Source organism: Klebsiella pneumoniae subsp. pneumoniae HS11286 (assembly GCF_000240185.1).
Classification (GTDB): Bacteria; Pseudomonadota; Gammaproteobacteria; order Enterobacterales; family Enterobacteriaceae; genus Klebsiella; species Klebsiella pneumoniae.
In genome coordinates this window covers 4,098,140-4,119,504 of the sequence record NC_016845.1, presented here as the reverse complement: position 1 = coordinate 4,119,504, position 21,365 = coordinate 4,098,140, and the positions used below count along the sequence as shown (strand labels likewise).

The window sequence follows — 21,365 nt, the reverse complement described above, 5'->3', positions numbered from 1 at the left end:
CCGCCCTTAGCGTAGAGAGTCCGCTAGCACGCCTTCTTCTTCCATCTGATCAAGGCGGCTCAGGAGTTTGCGGGTGATGTGTTCGAGCTGATCTTTTTCGCTGGTGCTAAGTGAAGACCACAGCTGATGCAGGCAGTTATGCTGCGGCGGCAGGACTTCACGCAAAAACTGATGGCCCTTTTCGGTCAGTTGCAGATGCAAACAGCGACGATCGTTATCGCTCTCGCGGCGCTCAATCCAGCCGCGTTTTTCCAGTTCATCAGCGATACGGGTGGCGTTGGTACGTGACGAGCCCAGCGCACAGCTCAGCTCGGACGGCTGGATGCTGTGGTTTTCCTGTGACTCCAGCGTAATCAGCGCCATAAATAATGTCTCGTTAATTCCCTGCGCTTTGAGCATTTTATTGCGATTTTCCAGCAGCTTACCTTGCATATGCATGCAAAGACGAGTTAACAGGATCTCCTGAAACGGGAAATCTTCATGGCGGCTGGCGCGGAACTTGAGCATTTGCTCAATGGGAGTAAACGAACTATCCATTTGGGTATGACCTCATTAATTACAGCCGATATAATAACTATTGTGACAAATAAATCAAATGAATTATTGACCAAAATTGATACGTAAAGCTTAGAGCCCGTTGGTGATTTTCCATGCCAGACCATAGGCAAACGCCGACAGCAGGGTCGGGACAATGATGCTGCGGGTTTTCCAGAAGGCGGCCCCCAGCACCAGGAAGCCGGTCAGCGTCGGCGCCAGGCGATGGGCATCGGCGAGGATCTCCGGCACGCTGGAGACCACCAACAGCGCGCAAATCGAGGCGATGCCAATGGTATCCAGCAGCACGCTGACCGGGCCGCGGCGGGCAGGACGGGCGTGGCCGACGCGCAAACGCAGAGGAAGATAGCGAAAGAGATAGTTGACGCCGCCGACTATCACCCCGAGCAGAAGGACTTCACTGTTCATCCGGCATCCCCTTGAGCATGGCCTGAAGCAGCGCCGTCAGACACCCGCAGACAATTCCGGCGAGGATCGCCGCCGGAATGGAAAATAACAGAATGCCGCCCAGCGCGCCCGCCAGCGCCGCCGTGACGCAGAGTGACTGCTGACGCTGGAAAGAGGCCAGCAGGAAGCTCATAAACAGCGCCGGCAGCATAAAGCCGAGGGCGGCTTCCACCGCTGGATAATCCACCAGCAGGCCGTTGCCGGACCAGGCGCCGGCCAGCGTGCCGCACACCCACGATGCCCACGAGGTAAAAGCGAGACCAAGCATCCAGTTTTCGCTCCAGCGGCGGTTATCGCGAACCAGCCTGGCGGTAGCGGCGGCGAAAACCTCATCGGTCAGGCCGAAGGCCCAGAGGGCGGTTTTCTTTTTATCCAGCGCTGAGCGAATGCGGCTGCGCAATGAGGGGCCATACAGCACGTGGCGGACATCCATCGCCATCACCGTCAGGGCGGCGACCCACAGCGAACTGCCGGCGGCCAACATGGCGGTGATCACAAACTGGCTGGCGCCGGCGTAAATAATGCAGGAGAAGAACAGGCTTTCCAGCGGGGTGAAGCCCAGCCGGGTGGCATTGAGTCCGAAGGCGAATGCCACCGGAAGGTAGCTGATGACGATGGGGAGACTGTCTTTGACGCCTTCGCCGACGGTGGCGACGCGTTCAGGTAAGGCACAGGTTAAGGGCGCGGGGTTTTCCATATGAATAACTTATCGCTGGATCCATGTGAAGGTGGCAATTTGACCGATGTCTCCACCTTAACAGAGCGCGATGCGCCTTAACACTATGGAAATTCCTGGAATCGCTTTTCTATGACCTGGCCAGGAGAAAGGGGCAAGGGGGCCGGATAAGGCGCTGGGCCTTATCCGTGAGCGGGTTTACTGCTGCGCGGCGAGGGCGGTTTTCACCCAGCTGTCGAACAGCGGCTGGTGGGCTTTGATCCAGCCATCAACGTGGCCGTTAATGTCGGCTTCGGAAGCATGGCCTTCGTGCATCATCGCATTCTCGGCGTTGATGTCGGCGATCGGCAGCTTCATGACGCTAAACAGAGTGGCGGCGGCCGGATTTTTCTCCGCCCAGGCTTTGTTAGCGACGATGTGCATGGTGTTCACCGGGAAGCCATAGTTGGCGCCGTTGGCCAGTTTGGTGTCGATGTTTTTCTGCTCGCCCGGCAGGGAGGAGAACGGCACCTGCAGCCAGACGACGTCCTTGCCAGGCTTCAGCACGTCGCTAACCCAGTACGGCGTCCAGGTATAGTAGAGCACCGGTTTACCTTCTTTATACCGGGCAATGGTGTCGGCCATCATCGCCGCGTAGTTGCCCTGGTTATGGGTGACGGTTTTGCTCAGGCCATAGGCGTCAATCTGATGGTTAATCACTGCTTCGCAGCCCCATCCTGGGGTACAGCCGGTGAGATCCGCTTTACCGTCATTGTTGGTATCAAACAGTTTGGCGATCTGCGGATCTTTGAGCTGATCGATGGAGGTGATGTGGTACTGCTCAGCGGTTTTTTTGTCGATCAAATAGCCCTGGGCAGCGCCTGAGACGTACACTCCTTTGCGATAGAATTTGTTATCACCGCCCGCCGCGGCGTACATGTCATCGTGCAGCGGTTGCCAGTTGGTGGCGATAAAGGTGGTATCTCCGGCGGCAATCGACGTATAGGCAACGTTATAGTCCACTTCGCTGGGTTTCTCGACGGTGTAGCCCAGCTTCTCCAGCGCGCGACTGACCAGCAGGGTCTGGAAGCTCTCTTCGGAGATAGTGCTCTGAGCGGGCTTCACCGTAATCCCTTTACCCGGCAGGTCGGCGGCGAAGGCGCTGGTGGCGAGCAGGGTGGCAAAGGCGGCGGTGGCCAACATCGTACTATGTCGCATGGTGGTTCCTCTTATTGTTTAACGGGAAGGGCCGCTCCCGGGCATCGGCTGGTGTCGGGGAGCGGCGCTGTTATCGACTTATCGACAGAAAGGGCGAGTGATAAGCCCCAGCGGGCCGGTGGTGTACCAGCGGCGGTTGCCGCGACTGCGGGCGTCGCGACCGACGGCCTGGGTGAGGCGGTCAAGAATAATCGCCAGGATCACGATCCCCACCCCGCCGACGGTCGCCAGGCCCATATCCAGGCGACCGATACCGCGCAGCACCATCTGGCCGAGGCCGCCGACGGCGATCATCGAGGCGATCACTACCATCGACAGGGCCAGCATCAGGGTCTGGTTAACCCCGGCCATAATGGTGGGCATGGCCAGCGGCAGCTGCACCTTAAACAGCAGCTGGCGCGGGCTGGCGCCAAATGAGCGCGACGCTTCGATCAGATCCGCAGGCACCTGGTTTATCCCGAGGATGGTCAGACGGACGATCGGCGGCAGGGCGAAGATAATCGTCACCACCACGCCCGGTACGTTGCCGATGCCGAACAGCATCACGATCGGCACCAGATAGACGAACGCCGGCGTGGTCTGCATGGCATCCAACAGCGGGCGGATGATTTTCGCCGCCCGCGGGCTGCGCGCTAGCCAGATCCCCAGCGGCAAGCCGATAACCATGCAGAACAGCAGGGCGGTGAGGACCAGCGCCAGAGTGACCATGGCTTGCGACCACGCGCCGATGGCGCCGATGGCAATCAGCGATACCAGAGTGGCGACCCCCATGCCGAGGCTGGAGATCTGCCAGGCGATTAGCGCGAAGACGATAATCGCCACCGGCGCCGGTATCCCCAACAGCAGCTGCTGGAAGGCGCTGAGGATGTAGTCGATCGGCACGCGGATCCCCTGGAACAGCGGACGGAAGTGCAGCACGATCCAGTCGATGGCGTGGGTCACCCAGCTGTCGAGCGGGATCAGGGTCTTATGGAACGGATCCATGATATTGAACTGTTCCGGCTGCGGCGCCGGGGCGCTGTGCAGCCAGTCGGCGCCGCCGCCATTAGCCGGCGCGGCAGTAGAGGCACCACCCCAGGCGTCGGCAGCCTGCGCGGCGCTGTCGGTTGACGGGGCGCTGCCCCATGGATTGGTCTGATCAGCCATGATTCACCCCCTCGCGATCTAAAGCCTGGAGCAACATCCGTTTGGAAATGATGCCAATATATTGTTGTTCTTCATCCACTACCGGCACGGCGCACGGAGCGTGGCCGACGTGGGAGAGCAGATCGCTGAGCGGGGTTTGCGCTTCCACCGCCAGCGGGGCGTCAATCAGCGCCGCCTCGATCCCCTGCCCGGCGCTGAGGGCTGTTTTCAGAGAATCAATCGAGACAATCCCGACAAAGCGATTACCGCGCTCTATGACATAGCCATATTCCCGGTCTTCATCCTGTAATAATTTCAGCGCCGAACGGGGGCCAAAACCAGGCGTTTTACGAATCAGGCCAACCGGGCTGCGGCGGGCAATATCTTTCGCGCTGAATACCTGGCTAATATCCACGCCGCGGAAGAAGGTGCGCACATAATCATTGGCCGGATTATTTAATATTTCATCCGGAGTGCCGACCTGGACCACTTCGCCATTTTGCATAATGGCGATACGATCGCCAATTCGCATGGCTTCATCAAGGTCATGGGAAATAAAGACGATAGTGCGTTGATGCTTCGCCTGTAATTTGATGAGCTCATCCTGCATTTCGGTACGAATGAGCGGATCGAGCGCAGAGAAGGCTTCATCCATTAACAGAATATCGGGATTAATCGCCAGGGCGCGAGCTAAACCGACGCGCTGGCGCATGCCGCCGGAGAGTTCATCCGGCCAGGCGTGGGCATAATTCTCCAGCCCCACCTGACGCAGCGCCTCCCGGGCTTTTTGCTCTCGTTCGGCGGCGGGAACGCCGGCAAGCGCCATGCCAAACGCCGTGTTGTCGAGCACGCTCATGTGCGGCATCAGCGCAAAGGACTGAAAAACCATCGCAATTTTCTTGCGACGCACCTCGCGCAGCTCGGCATCCGACATTTTGGCGATATCGACCCCGTCAATCAGCACCTGGCCGCGGGTGGGTTCAATCAGGCGATTGAGAAGGCGAACCATGGTGGATTTCCCCGAGCCGGAGAGCCCCATGATGACGAATATCTCGCCTTCTTCAATGGCCAGACTGGCGTCTTTGACGCCAAGCGACAGCCCCGTTTTTTCCAGTATTTGCGCTTTGTTGAGTCCTTTCTCAATATATTTGAAAGCACGGTGTGGATGCTCGCCAAATATCTTATAAAGATTTTTGATTTCTAATTTAATTGCCATGCAATAGAGAAGTTCCTGTTATTTGTTTATTGCGATATGATACCCGATGGTGATTATGATCTTTTTACACCCTAACATACTCAGATTCTGTGACAACCCTCAATGGCAAACTCTCGGCAAAATCAGATGGGGACAACTGTGGCTAAGCCCCCGTGATATAAGGGCTGGGCGGTAATTTGTTGTTGGTAATATTTTTTGATTATCTTTGGATAATTCGACTGAAATGGACCGGTTTTCTGCTAAATATGACGAAGTGATGACGGTTAGGTCATGGAGAGAATATTTGGTGGATTAAACGCTATTTTGTGAAATTAATCACCAGGAATCCGCCTGCGATATTCCTGGTGAAAGTACGGTTAAAAGTCCCAATCGTCGTCGGCGGTCTCTTCCATTTTTCCTATCACGTAGGAGGAGCCGGAACCGGAGAAAAAGTCATGGTTTTCGTCGGCGTTGGGCGACAGCGCTGCGAGGATTGCCGGATTGACCGCCGCCATCTCCGCCGGGAACAGCGCCTCGTAGCCGAGGTTCATCAGCGCTTTGTTGGCGTTGTAGCACAGGAAAGCGCTGACGTCGTCGAACCAGCCGCTCTCGCCGTACAGCTCCCGGCTGTAGGCCAGTTCGTTGTCGTAAAGATCCATCAGCAGATCGAGGGCGAAATTTTTCAATTCTTCGCGCTTGCCGGGGCTGACGATCTCCAGTCCTTTCTGGTACTTGTAGCCGATGTAATAGCCATGCACCGCTTCATCGCGAATGATCAGGCGGATCAGATCCGCAGTGTTGGTCAGCTTTCCCCGGCTGGAGAAGTACATCGGCAGCCAGAAGCCGGAGTAGAAGAGAAAGGATTCGAGGAACACGCTGGCGATTTTTTTCTTCAGCGGCTCGTCGGCCTGATAGTAACCCAGCATCAGCTGCGCCTTGCGCTGCAGGGGATCGCAGCTTTCGCTCCAGGCGAAGGCGGCATCCACCTCCTTGCTGTGGCACAGCGTGGAAAAGATGGAGCTGTAAGAGCGGGCATGAACCGCCTCCATAAAGCTGATGTTCGACAGCACCGCCTCCTCATGCGGGGTTAAGGCGTCCGCCATTAGCGCCGGGGCGCCGACGGTGTTCTGAATGGTGTCAAGCAGGGTCAATCCGGTAAAGACGCGAATGGTCAACTGCTGCTCCGCCGCGCTGAGGGTTTGCCAGGCGGGAATGTCGTTCGACAGCGGCACTTTCTCCGGCAGCCAGAAGTTGCTGGTGAGACGGTTCCAGACCTCAAGATCTTTATCGTCATCAATGCGGTTCCAGTTGATTGCGCTGACGCGCGTTAAATGGGTCATCCTGTTCTCCTTACAGCGCGCAGGACACGCAGCCTTCAATTTCAGTGCCTTCCAGCGCCAGCTGGCGCAGACGGATGTAGTAGAGCGTCTTGATGCCTTTCTTCCAGGCGTAAATTTGCGCCTTGTTGATATCGCGGGTGGTGGCGGTATCGGGGAAGAACAGGGTCAGCGACAGCCCCTGGTCGACGTGGCGCGTCGCCTCGGCGTAAGTGTCAATGATCTTCTCCGGCCCTATCTCATACGCATCCTGGTAGAGGGCCAGATTGTCGTTATTCATAAATGGCGCGGGGTAGTACACCCGCCCGGTTTTCCCCTCTTTGCGGATCTCAATCTTCGAGACGATCGGGTGAATGCTGGAGGTGGCATGGTTGATGTACGAGATCGAGCCGGTGGGCGGCACCGCCTGCAGATAGCGATTGTAGATGCCATAGCGCATGACATCGTCGCGCAGCTGGCGCCAGCTTTCCCGGTCGGGCAGAGAGATGCCGGCGCGGGCGAACAGCGTGCGCACCCGTTCGGTTTTCGGCTGCCACTCCTCCTGCAGATATTTGTCGAAGTACGCCCCGCTGGCGTAGCGCGACTGCTCGAAGCCGGCGAAGCGCTGGCCGCGCTCGCGGGCCAGCTGCATCGAGGTGTGCAGCGCGTGCCAGGTCACGGTGTAGAAGTAGATATTGGTGAAGTCCAGCCCCTCCGGGCTGCCGTAGGCAATGCCTTCCCGCGCCAGGTAACCGTGCAGATTCATCTGCCCCAGGCCGATGGCGTGGGAGGCCGCGTTGCCGGCCGCCACCGAGGGAACCGACTGAATGTCGCTCATGTCGGACACGGCGGTCAGGGCGCGCACCGCGGTGGCGATTGTGCGGCCGAAATCCGGCGAGTCCATGGTATGGGCGATGTTCAGCGAGCCGAGGTTGCAGGAGATATCTTCCCCGATATGCGCATAGCTGAGGTCTTCATTATAGGCGGACGGCGTACTGACCTGCAGGATCTCCGAACACAGATTGCTCATGGTGACCCGCCCGGCCACCGGACTGGCGCGGTTCACGGTGTCTTCAAACATGATGTACGGGTAGCCGGATTCAAACTGGATCTCCGCCAGGCGCTGGAACAGGTCGCGGGCGCGGATCCAGCGTTTGCGGACCCGCTCGTCGGCCACCAGCTGCGGATAGAGGTCGCCGATGGCGCAATCGGCGAAAGGTTTGCCGTACAGCCGTTCGACGTCATAAGGCGAGAACAGGGCCATCTGCGCATCTTCTTTCGCCAGCTGGAAGGTGATATCAGGGATCACCACCCCCAGCGACAAGGTTTTGATGCGGATTTTCTCATCGGCATTTTCACGCCGGGTATCAAGAAAGCGTAAAATATCGGGATGGTGAACATGCAGCCAGACCGCACCCGCCCCCTGGCGGGCGCCGAGCTGATTGGCATAGGAGAAGGCGTCCTCCAGCATCTTCATCACCGGCACCACCCCAGAAGACTGGTTTTCGATGCGCTTGATCGGCGCCCCGGCCTCGCGCAGGTTGGAGAGTAAAAAGGCCACCCCGCCGCCGCGCTTCGACAGCTGTAGCGCCGAGTTCACCGCCCGGCCGATGGACTCCATATTATCCTCAATACGCAGCAGGAAGCAGGAGATCAGCTCCCCGCGCTGCTGTTTGCCAGCGTTAAGGAAGGTCGGTGTGGCGGGCTGAAAGCGGCCGCTGAGTATCTCCTCCGTCAGCTGCCGCGCCTGCTGTTCATCGCCCCGGGCCAGCGTCAGGGCCACCATCACGCTGCGTTCGGCGAAATCCTCGAGGTAGTGCTTGCCGTCAAAGGTCTTCAGCGCATAGCTGGTATAGAACTTCCAGGCGCCGAGGAAGGTCTGAAAGCGAAACGGAGCGCGCCGGGCATGGGCGAACAACGCCAGCACAAACCCGCGGTCATAGCCGGCCAGCACCTGCGGATCGTAATAGCCCTCGCTGACGAGCCAGCTGAGCTTATCCTCCTGGCTGGGGAAGGTGAGGGCGTTGGGCTGAACCTGGGTCGCCATAAAGGCCTCAACCGCCTGGCGATCTTTTTCAAACGGGATGCGGCCCTCGCTGTCGTACAAATTCAGCATCGCGTTGAGGGCGTGAAAATCCACGGCGGCGGTTATACGTTCTGCGGTTGTCGTTGCCAAAATTCGCTGACTCCTTTACGCACGGTGTTGATATCGTCGGGGGTTCCCATCAGCTCGAAGCGGTAGAGATAGGGCACGGCGCATTTTTGCGCGATGACATCTCCGGCACGCCCCCAGCCGTCGCCAAAGTTGCGATTGCCGGCGGCAATCACTCCGCGGATCAGCTGGCGGTTATGCACGTCGTTTAAAAAGCGGATCGCCTGACGCGGTACCGCGCCGGCGGTGCCGCCGCCGCCATAGCTGGGAACGATGAGAATATAGGGCTCGTCTACCCGCAGATGTTCACGCTCGTTCAGCGGGATGCGCACCGCCGGCAGCCCCAGGCGCTGCACAAAGCGATGGGTATTCTCCGAACGGCTGGAGAAGTAGACGATGAGGCTCATGCGCTGGCCGCCGTAAAGGAGGGGCGCAGGCGATTGATCATATCCGGGCGGAAGCCGCTCCAGCGCAGCTCACCGGCGATCACCACCGGCAGCTGGCGAAATCCCTGCTCGCGCAGGGTGTCGGCGGCATCCGGCTGCTGGTCGACGTTGACCATTTCAAAGGCCAGTCCCCGGCTCTCCATGGCTCGCCGGGTGGCATGGCACTGCACGCAGTCATTTCGAGTGTAAATAATAATGCGCATGATTCGTATTTCCTTTTAAGATAACAGCACGGCGCTAAACATAGCGTCGAACGTAGTGGGCCATTCGATAAGGAAATACTAGATGTAGTTATTTAAAACTTCAACCACTCAATATATAGCGTTTTTGGCAAGCGAGTCCCCCGCCGGGATAGATCGGCGGAGGAGGGGGGAGGCTGTGCGGAACTACAGGCGCATGGCCACGGCGAGGCGGTTAAAGGCGTTCATCAGACTGACGGCGAAGGTCAGATCGCTTATCTGACGCGGGGTAAAATGTTCGCGCAGCGGCTGGTAAACCTCATCTTCCGCATGGCTGGCGGCAATGTCGGTGACCGACTCGGCCCAAGCCAGCGCCGCGCGTTCGGCCGGAGTAAAGTGGGCGCTTACCCGCCAGCCCGCAAGGGCATCCAGTTTGCTTTGCGCCATGCCGCCTTTGCGCAGCGCCTGGCTATGTTTCTCAAGACAGAAGGCGCAGCCGTTGATCTGCGAGACGCGTAAATAAACCAGCTCTACCAGGGCGTTGCCCAGCTCGCTTTTCTCCAGCGCGATGCTGGCCTGTACCAGCCCTTTATAGACTTCCGGGCTCAGTTCACTGAATGGCTGACGTAATTGGTTCATGGTGTTCTCCTCTCTAAGACGGCAGCCAAAATAGCACTATAATGGACTGCAAAAGATAGCCATATTCTGATGAAAAAAGCAGACCATAATGGAAGCAATTAACCTCCCGCTTTATCAGCGTATCGCCCGCCAGTTGAAATCGGCGATTGAACGTGGCGAACTGACCCCGGGCAGCCGTTTGCCCGCCAGCCGGGTGTACGCTCAGGAGCAGGGCGTCTCCCGGGCGACCATCGAAAACGCCTGGGGAGAGCTGGTCGCCCAGGGATGGCTCGAGCGGCGTGGGCAGGCGGGGACCTTTGTCAGCGAGCGGCTCAGCCCGCGCCAGCTGGCGCCGGTACCGCCAGTGCAACCGGCCGCGCCGACGGAGCCGCTGCCGTTTCAGATGGGGCTGCCGGCGCTGGATCTCTTTCCGCGCGGGCAGTGGGCGCGGGTGATGGGGCGTCGGCTGCGGACGCAGTCGCGGTTCGATCTTGCACCCGGCGATCCCGGCGGCGATCCGCTTCTGCGCCAGGCTATCGTCGATTATCTACGCCTGTCGCGTAGTATCGACTGTCAGCCGGATCAGGTGTTGATCACCGGCAGCTATGCCGCCTCCATGAACCTTATCCTGCGTACCCTGGCGCAGCCGGGACAGCATATGTGGATGGAAGATCCGGGGTATCCCTTTATCCGGCCGGTCGTCGAGGCTGGGCAGCTGGCGGTGGATGCGATTCCCGTGGACGACGAAGGGATGGACGTCGGCTGGGGCCAGCGTCATCACCCGCAGGCGCGATTTGCCCTGCTCACACCAGCCCATCAGAGTCCGCTGGGGGTCGCGCTGTCGCTTCCCCGACGCCGCCAGCTGCTGGCGTGGGCCGCGGAGCGCGACGCGTGGATCATTGAGGACGATTACGATAGCGAGTTTCGCTATCACGGCAAACCGCTGCCGCCGCTGAAAAGCCTTGATGCGCCGCAGAGGGTCATCTACGCGGGCACCTTCAGTAAGTCGATGTTCCCGGCGCTGCGCACCGCCTGGCTGGTGGTGCCGACCCCGCTGGTGGCGCGTTTTCACCAGACCGCGGAGCGCCAATCCTGCACCGTTCCCACCCTGTGGCAGCAGACGCTGGCGGATTTTATCCAGCAGGGACATTTTTGGCGTCATTTGAAGAAAATGCGCGCCAGCTATAGCCAGCGTAGACAGTGGCTGGAGTCGGCTCTGCAGGCGCAGGGCTTTCAGGTCACACCGCAGCTGGGGGGAATACAACTGGTTATGTCGGTCAGCGGCGACGATCGGCTGCTCGCGCGGCGGGCGGTTGTGGCCGGGCTGGCGGTGCAGGCGCTGAGCGACTGGCGGATTCGCCACGCGGGCGAGGGGGGATTATTGATGAGTTTTACCAATATACGTTCGCCGGCGATGGCTGACGGACTTGCCCGACGGCTGAGAGAGGCGATTGCGATTTGATGGCGCTTAAGTCGGGGAAGCAGAAAAACCCCTGCGGCCAGAGGCGCGCAGGGGCTGACGCGTATTTGTTATCTTCATTGCCTTCCGTAAAGCTCGCGGGCTACCGCGCGCCAATCGCGCGGCGGCAGCCGACGCTTAAGCTATTATCGACGTAAATTGAGCAATACGCCAATAAATACCCCGACGGCGGCGGCGGCGCCCACACTGTGCCACGGTTTATTGCGCACGTAGGTATCGGCACAGCCCAGCGCATCGCACGCTGCCTGGCGCGCATCCAGCGCCGCCTGCTGCACCCGGTTGTGGCCATTAAGGCGGGCACGAGTCTCTTTTAACAGCGACTGCGCTTTGACACGCGCCGCTTCCGCTTCCTCTTTGGCGTCACTGCCCCATGATTTCAGCACCTCTTCCAGCGTATCCGCTAATTGGCTGACATCGTTATGAATATCTTCGGCGTTCTCGTCAAAATTGTTGCGGTTCACATGGTTAGCCATCGTTATCTCCCTTAATTCCATCGAGTGAGTAAGTGTAGGACAAGATTTTGAATTATGCTTACTGTTGTGGTTTCTGGAATTTTCCGAAAGCACTGTCCTTAATGAATAAGGTAAGGTCAATGTGCGGTAAAAGATAACGAGGAATCAGTATGTATTTAAGACCCGATGAGGTGGCGCGTGTTCTTGAAAAAGCCGGCTTCACCATGGATGTTGTGACGCAAAAAGCGTACGGCTATCGCCGCGGCGATAATTATGTTTATGTGAACCGCGAAGCGCGCATGGGGCGAACAGCGTTAGTTATTCATCCGGCGTTAAAAGAGCGCAGCAATATGCTGGCCGAACCGGCTTCAGATATCAAAACCTGTGATCATTATGAACAGTTTCCGCTGTATTTAGCCGGGGATGCGCAACAACATTATGGTATTCCGCATGGATTTAGCTCACGCATGGCGCTTGAGCGTTTTCTGAATGGGCTATTTGGCGAAGCCCAGCCGGCAATGTCGACGAATTAATACGGCGATAGGCATTTAAGGATCCAGGCGAGGCGGGCTGGCGGGAAGAGGCGACTGGCAGAGCCAGTCGCTGCTAACGCGTTGGTCAGGCCTTCGCCTGCTGATAGGGCGCTACGCGGAACAGGCGGCGGCAATAGTCGAGGAAGTAGCCGTAGGCGGCGCCCATCATCATCGATACCGCCAGGTTCGAGCTCACCGCGGCGACAATCTGGTGCCAGTCAGCACCCACGCTCCACAGAATAGCGACATACACCGGCGACTGAAAGGTGACGTAGGCCAGCACGTCGGCCATATTTTTCATCCACCTGGCTGGGCTGATGCGCCGGGCCTGACGCATGGCGAAATCGCGATAAATCCCATAGGGTACGGCAATAATAATGTTGACCGGGATCGCCACCAGACGCGACGATAACGACTGCTCAAACGTCATACCAGAGAGAAAAATTTCGATCATCATGTTGACGACGGTGCAGTAAACCACCATCGCAAAGGTGTCTGCAACCGCATGCCGCAAGCGGGAGTGCGCAGAGAACATCGGAGTGCTCCTCGAAAATGAAGTCATTAACGCCGAAAAATGCGCGTTGGTATAGCGTTTTTGGGCTGCCTGTTTTGATGTGCGTAGAGTATATCTCTGCATTAAAAGTGGCAACTAGCTATAAATTTTTATTTATCGCCTTTTTGTCGATAAAATACTCTGCGCTGGTTTGTTTTTTGTTCGTTACGCTACTTTTATTCCTGTTTTTGCAAATATCAATATTTATCAATGTGTTACTCTTGATTGCGAAATCGAGACTGGCCGAGGGAACGGCGCCTGATAGCCAACCATGGCGCAACATCACGCGAGTGTGTGATTCCGCTCTCTTTTAGGATTTTTTATGCCGTAAGTCGCTTTTTTATGGTGAAAAATTCTGAATTGCGAATTGTTGTTTTATTCCCATTTTCTGATTAACTATTCACTGTGGCCAAAGGTATGTATCAGTGCGGCCACGTATGAACAGCAGGTAACCCGCTGACCATAAAGCTAATATTCCTGGCGAGAACGGTGGTTTTTCCCGTCATTCTGCCTTTTTTATTTATTCACTCTCTTTTTTGCCTGTGCTTATGAAAAAGGCTCAGGTATTTGCCAATATAGTTCCAGGGGATAACCGCTAATATCCACCTTATATATTTATCTGGACAACCGAAGGCTGGAAATAAATAAACGTTTCTATTACACTTGCCGCGTTGTATCTTTTAATTTGCTATTTGGAATTTTTTAATTTTATGTCTTCAATGTTACACAAACTGAATAATATCCGTTCACTGCGTGCCCTGTCCCGTGAATTCTCCATTGACGTGCTTGAAGAGATGCTGGAAAAGCTCAGGATCGTCACTGAAGAAAAACGTACGCAACAGCAGCAGGCAGCTCAGCAGCAGGCTGAATATCAGGAGAAAGTGAATACCTGGCTTGAACTGATGCGCGCCGACGGTATTTCTCCTGACGAGCTGGTGGCCGATATTCAGCCGCCAAAGGCGGGAGGCAAAAAGCGTCAACCGCGCCCGGCGAAATATCGTTATACCGATCATACTGGCGCAGAGAAAACCTGGACCGGACAGGGAAGAATGCCGAAGCCGATTGCCGAGGCTGTCGCCCAGGGTAAATCGCTGGATAGCTTTTTAATTTAACGCCTTCGGGCCAGCGCCAGGCCGGTGGTGAGAGACCCACCGGCCTGGCCTTATGACTTTAAGCGAGGGGCTTTAGCAGACGCCGAAGTCTCCCTCTTCCTGATACGGCGTGACCTCGTCCGACTTCAGCGAATAGCGCTCTCCCTGCTCCTGTGCGGCCTGAACCACCACCAGTTGCTCCCCTTGCACTTCCACCACTTTCAGTTTTGGTCCGCCCGCTCGGGGTTGTACCAGATCGCCGACAGCAAACATAATTCACTCCTCACTGTTAACACCATGGATAAACCTAAACCATAGCTCAACGCCCGCTCACTGAACACCGGGCGTGCTGTTTTTTGTTAAAACAATTTGGAGTTATATGTATTAACATTGTTAATGTTTTGCTGGCGCCATACCGCTGCTGAGAAAGGGGGACGGCGAGGGTAGGGTTACCACCAATCAGGTCAGGAAAGACACCATGAAGTATATCATTCTGTTGATCATTGTTATTGCTGTACTGTATGTCCATTACCGCGGACGGGTGCGCTATCGTTTCTGGCGGCAGCTCTCCGACCATTCCACATTTACCGCGCCGCTGAATGGATTTATGTATTTATTTTCCCGCGTGCCGAATACGCCTTATCTGCGGCCGGAGATGTTTCCCGAGCTGGCGATATTGCAGCAAAACTGGCAGGTTATTCGCGACGAAGGTCTCCACCTTCAGCAGCTGGAGCAGATTAAAGCGGCCGATAAATATAACGATGCCGGGTTTAACTCATTTTTCAAAACCGGCTGGAAACGCTTTTATCTGAAATGGTATGAGGATGCCCATCCTTCCGCCAGCCAGCTCTGTCCGCAAACTACCGCGCTGCTGCGCGATATCCCGTCGGTGAAAGCGGCCATGTTTGCCACTCTGCCGGACGGTAGCCGTCTGCCGCGCCATCGCGACCCCTACGCCGGCTCGCTACGCTTTCATCTGGGCCTGGCAACGCCGAACGATGACCGCTGCTTTATTGAGGTGGATGGCCAGCGTTACAGCTGGCGCGATGGAGAAGGCGTGCTGTTTGATGAGACCTATATCCACTATGCGGAAAATACCAGTGGTGAGAATCGCCTGATTCTGTTCTGCGATATTGAACGGCCGATGCGCTACCGCTGGGCGCAGAAAGTTAACCACTGGCTGGGACGTCATCTGATGAGCGCCGCTTCGGCGCCCAACGATATCGGCGATCGCACCGGCGGGATTAACCGGGCGTTTCGCTATATTTACCAGATCCGTATTGTTGGTAAACGGTTGAAAAAATGGAATAAGACGGTCTATTACATCGTCAAATGGCTGCTCTTCGGCGGCATTGCCTGGCTTATCTGGAGCGCGTTTTAACCCCCTGGCGCCGGTTCCACGGCATGGTCGCCAGCAGACGCGCCATGCCGCAAAAGCCGGTTACGCCGGCGAAGGTGAGCCCGGCGCCGACCGCGCCGCTGAGCAGGAAAAAGCCGCCGTTAACGGTATAGCCCAGCAGCACCCCCAGTAAAATCAGGACGCCAGCGGCAATTTGCACCTGGCGCATCAGCGGCAGCGGCTGCGATGAATCTTCCACTACCGGCAACCCCGCGGCTTTCCACGCCTGAATTCCTCCTGCCAGCAGGCAGGTCTGCGCCGGCGCGGCGGCCGCGGCCAGACGAATCGCATTATTCTGCGTCCGGGAACCCGCCTGGCAGTGAAAGATGACCGTCTCTCCGGCCCGGGCATTGAGGGGCGCACCGCTGGTCAGAGTGGCGAGCGGCACCAGCTCGGCATCGGGGATATGTTCGCGCGCATATTCATCCGCATCGCGGATATCAATCAGTCTGGCGCCCTGGGCAATCTGCGCCTGGGCCTCGGCGGGAGTTAAGGTGGCGATGGTCATAGGATCCTCACGGGCAATAGAGCGTTTTCAGCGTATTGATCACCTGCTGTACCGCAGGGTGAGTAATGAAATAGTGGATACGCTGGGCGTCGCGCTCGCTGTCGATCAGCCCCTCGTCACGCATCCGCGCGAGGTGTTGCGAGGTGGCGGAGGGGCTCAGCCCTGTAGCCCGGGCGAGTTCGCCGGCGCTGGCCCTGGGCGCATCGCACAGCATGCACAGGATCAGCAATCGGTGAGGATTGCTCATCGCTTTCATCAGCGCGGCGGCTTCTCCGGCGCGGGCCTGCAGGTCTTCAGGTGTGGTCATTTATTTTAGCTTTGTCTAAATTTAGATAACTCTAAAATAAAAAGGCCGCCAGCGCCAGCACAATTTCTCCACGACTCAGGCCTGAACGGCGAGCCGGGCAATCTGCGCCCGGGCGCTGGCGATCCCGGCGTCGCGACCATGCGGGCGATTGTCCAGCCCTTCGGCATAGATAAATTCCACCTCCTGGATCCCCATCAGCCCCAGTACCGCGCGCAGATAGGGCGTGACGGCGTCGGTAGTTTCTCCCTGGTGAATACCGCCGCGGCTGCTGACGACCACCGCCCGGACGCCCTCCACCAGCCCCTGCGGCCAGCTCTCGGTGTAGCGAAAGGTTTCCCGCGCCCGCGCCACGAGGTCGAACCATTTTTTTAGATCGGTCGGGACGTTGAGGTTATACATCGGCGCGCCGATCACCAGCAGGTCGCTGGCCTTTAACTCGGCGATAAGCTGGTCGGAGAGGGCGACCGCCTCGCGGATAGCAGGCTGCGGATCCACTGCCCCGCGCAGGGCGGCGAACAGGGGGCGATCCAGCGTTGGCAGCGCCATGGCGCTGAGATCGTGTTCGGTGAGCCGATCGCCGTGTCCCGCCGCCTGGCGCGCCGCGAGAAATTCGTTAATCAACTGATTTGTCAGGGATGTTTCGCCATTAATGCTGGATTTTAAAACCAGAACGTTAGCCATGATGAGTGCCTCAAATGAAAGATAGAAGCAAAGACTAACACTGTCTTTTTTGTCTCAGGAGTGACATTATTTTTCCCTATTGTATCCCGTAAGGAACCAATCTGTGCGCGACGATCTGAATGCGATCCCGGTATTTGTCACCGTGGTCGAGAGCGGCAACTTTGCCAGCGCGGCGGCGATCCTCCATGTGACGCGTTCGGCGGTGGGAAAAACCATTGCCCGGCTGGAAGCGCGTCTCGGCGTGGCGTTATTCCAGCGTACCACCCGACGGCAACTGCTGACGGAAGAGGGGGAGCAATTCTATCTCCAGTGCCGGGAAGCGCTGGAGCGCATCCGCGAGGCCGAAGAGACGCTGCAGCGCGGCAAAGATGAGGTGCAGGGGCGGCTGCGGGTGTCGCTGCCGGTGCTGTTTGGCCAGCGCTGCGTGGCACCGCTGCTGTTCCGCCTCAGCCAGCGCTATCCGTTACTGAAGCTCGAGCTCCACTACAGCGACCGGCAGGTCAATCTGCTGGAGGAGGGGTTTGATCTTGCGGTGCGTATCGGGAGCCTGGCCGATACCGGGTCGCTGCGGGCCCGGGCGCTGGGAGAGCACGGCATGGTGCTGTGCGCGGCGGCGGAGTACCTGCGCCAGCAGCCAGCGCCGCAGACTATTGCCGGGTTGAACGAGCACCGTACCCTCGGCTATCTGCACAACGGCCAGCTGCAAAAATGGCAACTGTATGACCCGCAGCAGGGCGAAGTGCGCTTCAGTCCGCAGACGTGGCTGATACAGGATGATTTTGCCGCCATCGCGGCGGCAGTGCAGCAGGGGATGGGCATCGCCTGGCTGCCGGACTGGCTGGTGGCGCAGGCGCTTGCCGATGGGACATTGCAGCAGGTGTTGGCGCCCAGCGCTCAGGTGCGTTTCGCCATCCACGCGGTATGGCCGGAGGGGCCGTGGCTGCCGCAAAAAACGCGGGCGGCGATCGATGCCCTGCGGGAAGGGCTACCTCTTACCGCAACACCTGGTTAGCGCAGAGAGAAATAACCGCCATCTATGGCGGCGGAGGTTTTCCGACAGCGTGCAAGCTACCGGCGCGCTTTACGCCATAGCCTCAGCGACGAGGCCGTCCGGCACGGGCGGCACGGCGGTACAACGTGCTGCGGGCGATACCCAGTATCTGCGCCGCCCGGCTGACGTTGCCGTTGACCCTGGCCAGGGTATCGACAATCAACTGCTCATCATGGGCCTGCAATCCCCCGCGCGGCAACGGCGCAGGCGCGGCGCGATACGCCTCCGGCAGCGCGTCGGGCGTCAGCGTGTCGCCCTCATCGGCGAGAGCCAGCATTACCTTCAGGACGCTCTGCAGCTGGCGTACGTTTCCCGGCCACGGCAGCTGGCTGAGGTGAACCAGCAGCGCGTTTGAAAGCGTCACCCGGCGTGAAGCACCGCCCAGGTCGTGCCACAGGGTGGCGATAAAGGTTTCCAGCGCCGGCCACTCGCGCAGCGGAGGCAGCGCCAGGGCGTATTCCCGGAGGCGCCACAGCAGATCTTCACGGAATTCTCCGGCGCTGACCCGCTGGGTCAGGTTGCGGTGGGTGGCGCAGATCAAGGCGAAATTCACCGGCACGCTGCGGCTGGCGCCCAGCGGAGCGACCTCTTTCTCCTGCAGGACGCGCAGGAGGCGGGTCTGCAGCGCCAGCGGCATATCGCCGATCTCATCAAGAAACAGCACCCCGCCGTCAGCCTCGCGGATTTTACCGATATAGCCATTTTTGCTGGCGCCGGTAAACGCCCCCGGCTGGTAGCCGAAGAGCTCGGATTCGATCAGCGATTCCGGAATGGCGGCGCAGTTAATGGCGACAAATTTACCGCTGCGCCAGCGGCTGTGCCGGTGCAACGTGCGGCTGACATACTCTTTGCCGCTGCCGGTTTCTCCTTCAATGCACAGGGCGATGCCGGCGTTGAGCAGCCGCAGCAGCTTTTCGCCTTCGCGCGGACTGGTAAAGGGGAGATGCATGGCCGGCGGGGCGCTTACCGCCACCCGGCGGCGGGTGGGCTCCCGCAGGCGATAGTGGTAGCGGCCCTGCGGCGTGGTCAGCGGCAGCGGGACGCTGACCGCCGTTTGCGTCAGCGTCGGAAAAAGCGAGGCAAAGGTGAGCTGGCCAAACTGCGCCGCGCTCAGGCCGAACTCGCGCATCGCCAGCCGGTTGCCGGCGGTGAGGACGTTGTCGGAAAAGACCAGCAGCAGCTCCTCGACGCTGTCGAGTTTGTCCACCTGCCGGTGCAGGCTCATCAGCCACTGCTCAGGATGCAGACTCTGTTTCACCCACAGATATTCAATTTGCTTTGCCGCCGCTTTTACCCAGCCAAAGGTGTGCTGGTGGGGAAAATTCGCCGGGCCGGAGATATCCAGCACCCCGGCGATGCTTCCGTCCGGTCGCTGGAGCGGCATCGCCGCGCAGTACAGATTCTGGTTGCGGGTAAGAAAGTGCTGACGGCCATCGATCTCGCAGCCATCGTCAATCGCCAGCGCGGTGCCGATGGCGTTGGTCCCGCGCCCGCTTTCACTCCACAGATTGCCGGGAGCCAGCGCCACGCGCTGGGCCTTTTGCAGCGCCTGGGTATCGCCGAGAGTATGCAGCACCAGGCCGTCGGGGTCGGAAAGGATCACCACCGACTGCAGGTCTGCGACCTGGCGCGACAGGGCTTCCACCACCGGCTGCGCCAGCTGCTGCAGGCCTCGGTGGCTGGCGAGCCGGTCCGCCAGCTCGCCGGCACCGAGGCGGGGAAAATCCTCGGTGGCGGGATCCAGCCCGTAGCGCTGGCAGCGAGACCACGAATCGCTCAGCAGGGGATTCGCATTAACCTCTGGTGCGAGAAGAAAGGGATTGCCTGCCACAGGGCACCTCTGGGTCGATGTTGCTGTGTTGCAATATTGTAGCTATTTGGTTTATTTGGTGTTGCGATTTGCAACACATAAGTGGAAACCCGTGCGACAGTGGCTGACCATCTGCTCGGTTAGTGAAGGCAACGTATTAATAAATAAAAATATTTAAAGAAAATAAAAAACTGGCATAACCCCTGCAAAGTGAGAAGCGTTCGGCGGCAAACTTAAAAAATCAATATGCCGCTGCGTCTCAACCCTACAGAAGGAGATTTGCGATGCGTTATGCACATCCTGGCCAGCCCGGCGCCGTGGTTTCATTTAAATCGGCTTACGGCAACTTTATTGACGGTAGATTTGTCGAGCCGCTGAGCGGTGAATTCTTTATGAATACTTCGCCGGTCGACGGCTGCAACATTGCGCAGTTTCCCCGCTCGGATGCCAGAGACATTGACTTCGCCCTCGACGCTGCCCATCGCGCGGCGCCGGCGTGGGGTAAAACCTCAGTGCAACAGCGCTCCAGGCTGCTGCTGCAGGTCGCCGATCGTATTGAACAGCATCTGGAATATCTGGCGGTGGCGGAGAGCTGGGACAATGGGAAACCGATCCGCGAAACCCTGAATGCTGACCTGCCGCTGGCGGTGGATCATTTTCGCTACTTCGCCGGCTGCCTGCGCGCTCAGGAGGGAAGCACCGCCGAGATTGACGAAACCACGGTGGCCTATCATTTCCATGAACCGCTGGGGGTGGTCGGGCAGATTATCCCGTGGAACTTCCCGCTGCTGATGGCCGCGTGGAAGCTGGCCCCGGCCCTGGCGGCGGGGAACTGCGTGGTGCTCAAGCCGGCGGAACAGACGCCGCTAAGCATTACCCTGCTGCTGGAGCTGATCGGCGATCTGTTCCCGGCCGGGGTGCTTAACGTGGTGCAGGGTTTCGGTCGGCGAAAGCGTTGCATGAGGTCAAAAGTATCAGCATCAAAAGAGATTTTTTCATATCGGTAGTCCTTTGCATTGATAAATGTCTGCCGCCATTTTGCCGCCACAATCCAAAAAAAAGGGGTCACGCTTTCACGTAACCCCTTGTTTTATTTGGTGGAGCTGGCGGGAGTTGAACCCGCGTCCGAAATTCCTACATCCTCGGCACTACATGCTTAGTCAGTCTTTACATTCGCTTGCCAGCTGCGGACAGACACGCCACTAACAAACTAGCCTGATTAGATTTAACGCTTCAACCCCAGGCAGGGCATCCACGCGATCTCTTTTGGGTTTGACCTCTCTTTGATCCCCGTCTTAAGAGCGGAAGCTAGGGAGAGAGGGCTCAGAGCAGGTTATTAAGCTGCTAAAGCGTAGTTTTCGTCGTTTGCGACTATTTTTTGCGGCTTTTTACGAGGCCAACCGCCCCTCGGCATGCACCTTGGGTTTCGCAAATCCCGTCGAATCCAGAATCAGCCCCAATGTGTAGGTCAAGTATAACAGATTTGTGAATGTCGTTACCAGCCCCATCACGCAGGATTATTTCAGCAGGGTGGACGAAAAATCAGCATCAACAAGGATATAGCGTAAGGGCCAGCGAGAGCTGGCCTTCGGGG

The 21,365-nt window shown here is 58.1% G+C and carries 26 protein-coding genes and 1 other RNA gene; 7 read left to right on the top strand and 20 right to left on the bottom strand.

Features of this window, described 5'->3' with window-relative positions:
- Nucleotides 1–6 precede the first annotated feature (6 nt).
- On the bottom strand, nucleotides 7–537 hold the full coding sequence (locus KPHS_40870; protein ID YP_005228387.1) for a transcriptional repressor MprA: 531 nt from the start codon (nucleotides 535–537) through the stop codon (nucleotides 7–9).
- Between KPHS_40870 and KPHS_40860 the strand changes: the two genes are divergently transcribed.
- A complete protein-coding gene (locus tag KPHS_40860; RefSeq protein ID YP_005228386.1) occupies nucleotides 508–624 on the top strand; it encodes a hypothetical protein in 117 nt (38 codons plus the stop codon). The two genes, KPHS_40870 and KPHS_40860, sit on opposite strands and share 30 nt — an antisense overlap.
- A gap of 3 nt (nucleotides 625–627) precedes the next feature.
- On the opposite strand, the gene KPHS_40850 is transcribed toward KPHS_40860, so the two are convergent.
- The 10 genes from KPHS_40850 to KPHS_40760 form a co-directional block, all read right to left on the bottom strand.
- Entirely contained in the window at nucleotides 628–963 is a 336-nt protein-coding gene (locus KPHS_40850) for an L-valine transporter subunit YgaH (protein YP_005228385.1), read from the bottom strand.
- On the bottom strand, nucleotides 953–1,699 hold the full coding sequence (locus tag KPHS_40840) for a putative amino acid transport protein (RefSeq protein YP_005228384.1): 747 nt from the start codon (nucleotides 1,697–1,699) through the stop codon (nucleotides 953–955). Before KPHS_40840 ends, KPHS_40850 begins: the two co-directional genes overlap by 11 nt.
- Before the next feature lie 177 nt (nucleotides 1,700–1,876).
- Complete coding sequence (locus tag KPHS_40830) at nucleotides 1,877–2,875, bottom strand: glycine/betaine/proline transport system periplasmic binding component (RefSeq protein YP_005228383.1); 999 nt, start codon at nucleotides 2,873–2,875, stop codon at nucleotides 1,877–1,879.
- A 78-nt stretch (nucleotides 2,876–2,953) separates the two neighbouring features.
- The gene (locus tag KPHS_40820) at nucleotides 2,954–4,021 is read right to left on the bottom strand and encodes a glycine betaine transporter membrane protein (protein ID YP_005228382.1); all 1,068 of its coding nucleotides are present in this window, start codon (nucleotides 4,019–4,021) and stop codon (nucleotides 2,954–2,956) included.
- Nucleotides 4,014–5,216 carry a glycine, betaine and proline ABC transporter ATP-binding protein gene (locus KPHS_40810; protein YP_005228381.1) on the bottom strand — a complete coding sequence of 401 codons (1,203 nt, stop codon included), beginning with the start codon at nucleotides 5,214–5,216 and terminating at the stop codon, nucleotides 4,014–4,016. The genes KPHS_40820 and KPHS_40810 overlap by 8 nt, the downstream gene beginning before the upstream one ends.
- A gap of 356 nt (nucleotides 5,217–5,572) precedes the next feature.
- Nucleotides 5,573–6,535 carry a ribonucleotide-diphosphate reductase subunit beta gene (locus KPHS_40800; protein YP_005228380.1) on the bottom strand — a complete coding sequence of 321 codons (963 nt, stop codon included), beginning with the start codon at nucleotides 6,533–6,535 and terminating at the stop codon, nucleotides 5,573–5,575.
- Between the two features lie 10 nt (nucleotides 6,536–6,545).
- Nucleotides 6,546–8,687 (bottom strand): ribonucleotide-diphosphate reductase subunit alpha, encoded by a 2,142-nt coding sequence (locus KPHS_40790; RefSeq protein YP_005228379.1) that lies wholly within the window; start codon nucleotides 8,685–8,687, stop codon nucleotides 6,546–6,548.
- Nucleotides 8,660–9,070 (bottom strand): ribonucleotide reductase stimulatory protein, encoded by a 411-nt coding sequence (locus KPHS_40780; protein YP_005228378.1) that lies wholly within the window; start codon nucleotides 9,068–9,070, stop codon nucleotides 8,660–8,662. The genes KPHS_40790 and KPHS_40780 overlap by 28 nt, the downstream gene beginning before the upstream one ends.
- Nucleotides 9,067–9,312 carry a glutaredoxin protein gene (locus KPHS_40770; RefSeq protein YP_005228377.1) on the bottom strand — a complete coding sequence of 82 codons (246 nt, stop codon included), beginning with the start codon at nucleotides 9,310–9,312 and terminating at the stop codon, nucleotides 9,067–9,069. The genes KPHS_40780 and KPHS_40770 overlap by 4 nt, the downstream gene beginning before the upstream one ends.
- 183 nt (nucleotides 9,313–9,495) lie before the next feature.
- Nucleotides 9,496–9,927 carry a carboxymuconolactone decarboxylase family protein gene (locus KPHS_40760; RefSeq protein YP_005228376.1) on the bottom strand — a complete coding sequence of 144 codons (432 nt, stop codon included), beginning with the start codon at nucleotides 9,925–9,927 and terminating at the stop codon, nucleotides 9,496–9,498.
- Between the two features lie 88 nt (nucleotides 9,928–10,015).
- Here KPHS_40760 and KPHS_40750 point away from each other — a divergent pair, with 88 nt between their 5' ends.
- The gene (locus tag KPHS_40750; RefSeq protein ID YP_005228375.1) at nucleotides 10,016–11,368 is read left to right on the top strand and encodes a GntR family transcriptional regulator; all 1,353 of its coding nucleotides are present in this window, start codon (nucleotides 10,016–10,018) and stop codon (nucleotides 11,366–11,368) included.
- Nucleotides 11,369–11,511: 143 nt separating this feature from the next.
- On the opposite strand, the gene KPHS_40740 is transcribed toward KPHS_40750, so the two are convergent.
- Nucleotides 11,512–11,859, bottom strand: coding sequence for a DUF883 domain-containing protein (locus KPHS_40740; protein YP_005228374.1), 348 nt, complete (start codon nucleotides 11,857–11,859; stop codon nucleotides 11,512–11,514).
- Nucleotides 11,860–12,008: 149 nt separating this feature from the next.
- Here KPHS_40740 and KPHS_40730 point away from each other — a divergent pair, with 149 nt between their 5' ends.
- Nucleotides 12,009–12,371, top strand: coding sequence for a YgaC family protein (locus tag KPHS_40730; RefSeq protein YP_005228373.1), 363 nt, complete (start codon nucleotides 12,009–12,011; stop codon nucleotides 12,369–12,371).
- An 85-nt stretch (nucleotides 12,372–12,456) separates the two neighbouring features.
- Here KPHS_40730 and KPHS_40720 read toward each other — a convergent pair whose 3' ends face one another.
- Nucleotides 12,457–12,906, bottom strand: coding sequence for an L-alanine exporter AlaE (locus KPHS_40720; protein ID YP_005228372.1), 450 nt, complete (start codon nucleotides 12,904–12,906; stop codon nucleotides 12,457–12,459).
- 118 nt (nucleotides 12,907–13,024) lie between these two features.
- Nucleotides 13,025–13,210 carry a hypothetical protein gene (locus KPHS_40710; RefSeq protein ID YP_005228371.1) on the bottom strand — a complete coding sequence of 62 codons (186 nt, stop codon included), beginning with the start codon at nucleotides 13,208–13,210 and terminating at the stop codon, nucleotides 13,025–13,027.
- A gap of 406 nt (nucleotides 13,211–13,616) precedes the next feature.
- Between KPHS_40710 and KPHS_40700 the strand changes: the two genes are divergently transcribed.
- A complete protein-coding gene (locus KPHS_40700; protein ID YP_005228370.1) occupies nucleotides 13,617–14,036 on the top strand; it encodes a DNA-bending protein with chaperone activity in 420 nt (139 codons plus the stop codon).
- Between the two features lie 72 nt (nucleotides 14,037–14,108).
- Here KPHS_40700 and KPHS_40690 read toward each other — a convergent pair whose 3' ends face one another.
- Nucleotides 14,109–14,288: a hypothetical protein gene (locus KPHS_40690; RefSeq protein ID YP_005228369.1), complete on the bottom strand. Its 180-nt coding sequence runs from the start codon at nucleotides 14,286–14,288 to the stop codon at nucleotides 14,109–14,111.
- A 205-nt stretch (nucleotides 14,289–14,493) separates the two neighbouring features.
- Between KPHS_40690 and KPHS_40680 the strand changes: the two genes are divergently transcribed.
- Nucleotides 14,494–15,396 carry a lipid A hydroxylase LpxO gene (locus tag KPHS_40680; RefSeq protein YP_005228368.1) on the top strand — a complete coding sequence of 301 codons (903 nt, stop codon included), beginning with the start codon at nucleotides 14,494–14,496 and terminating at the stop codon, nucleotides 15,394–15,396.
- On the opposite strand, the gene KPHS_40670 is transcribed toward KPHS_40680, so the two are convergent.
- From KPHS_40670 to KPHS_40650, 3 genes are all read right to left on the bottom strand, one after another.
- Nucleotides 15,377–15,922, bottom strand: coding sequence for a putative phosphatase (locus KPHS_40670; protein YP_005228367.1), 546 nt, complete (start codon nucleotides 15,920–15,922; stop codon nucleotides 15,377–15,379). The two genes, KPHS_40680 and KPHS_40670, sit on opposite strands and share 20 nt — an antisense overlap.
- A gap of 7 nt (nucleotides 15,923–15,929) precedes the next feature.
- Entirely contained in the window at nucleotides 15,930–16,229 is a 300-nt protein-coding gene (locus tag KPHS_40660; protein ID YP_005228366.1) for a helix-turn-helix transcriptional regulator, read from the bottom strand.
- 75 nt (nucleotides 16,230–16,304) lie between these two features.
- The gene (locus tag KPHS_40650) at nucleotides 16,305–16,910 is read right to left on the bottom strand and encodes an acyl carrier protein phosphodiesterase (protein ID YP_005228365.1); all 606 of its coding nucleotides are present in this window, start codon (nucleotides 16,908–16,910) and stop codon (nucleotides 16,305–16,307) included.
- Nucleotides 16,911–17,013: 103 nt separating this feature from the next.
- Here KPHS_40650 and KPHS_40640 point away from each other — a divergent pair, with 103 nt between their 5' ends.
- Complete coding sequence (locus tag KPHS_40640; RefSeq protein ID YP_005228364.1) at nucleotides 17,014–17,922, top strand: LysR family transcriptional regulator; 909 nt, start codon at nucleotides 17,014–17,016, stop codon at nucleotides 17,920–17,922.
- 82 nt (nucleotides 17,923–18,004) lie between these two features.
- On the opposite strand, the gene KPHS_40630 is transcribed toward KPHS_40640, so the two are convergent.
- Nucleotides 18,005–19,792 (bottom strand): putative Fis-type transcriptional regulator, encoded by a 1,788-nt coding sequence (locus KPHS_40630; RefSeq protein YP_005228363.1) that lies wholly within the window; start codon nucleotides 19,790–19,792, stop codon nucleotides 18,005–18,007.
- Between the two features lie 263 nt (nucleotides 19,793–20,055).
- Between KPHS_40630 and KPHS_40620 the strand changes: the two genes are divergently transcribed.
- Nucleotides 20,056–20,778: a lactaldehyde dehydrogenase gene (locus tag KPHS_40620; protein ID YP_005228362.1), complete on the top strand. Its 723-nt coding sequence runs from the start codon at nucleotides 20,056–20,058 to the stop codon at nucleotides 20,776–20,778.
- Nucleotides 20,779–20,866: 88 nt separating this feature from the next.
- On the opposite strand, the gene KPHS_t00880 is transcribed toward KPHS_40620, so the two are convergent.
- Nucleotides 20,867–21,229: gene (locus tag KPHS_t00880) on the bottom strand.
- Between the last annotated feature and the right edge of the window lie 136 nt (nucleotides 21,230–21,365).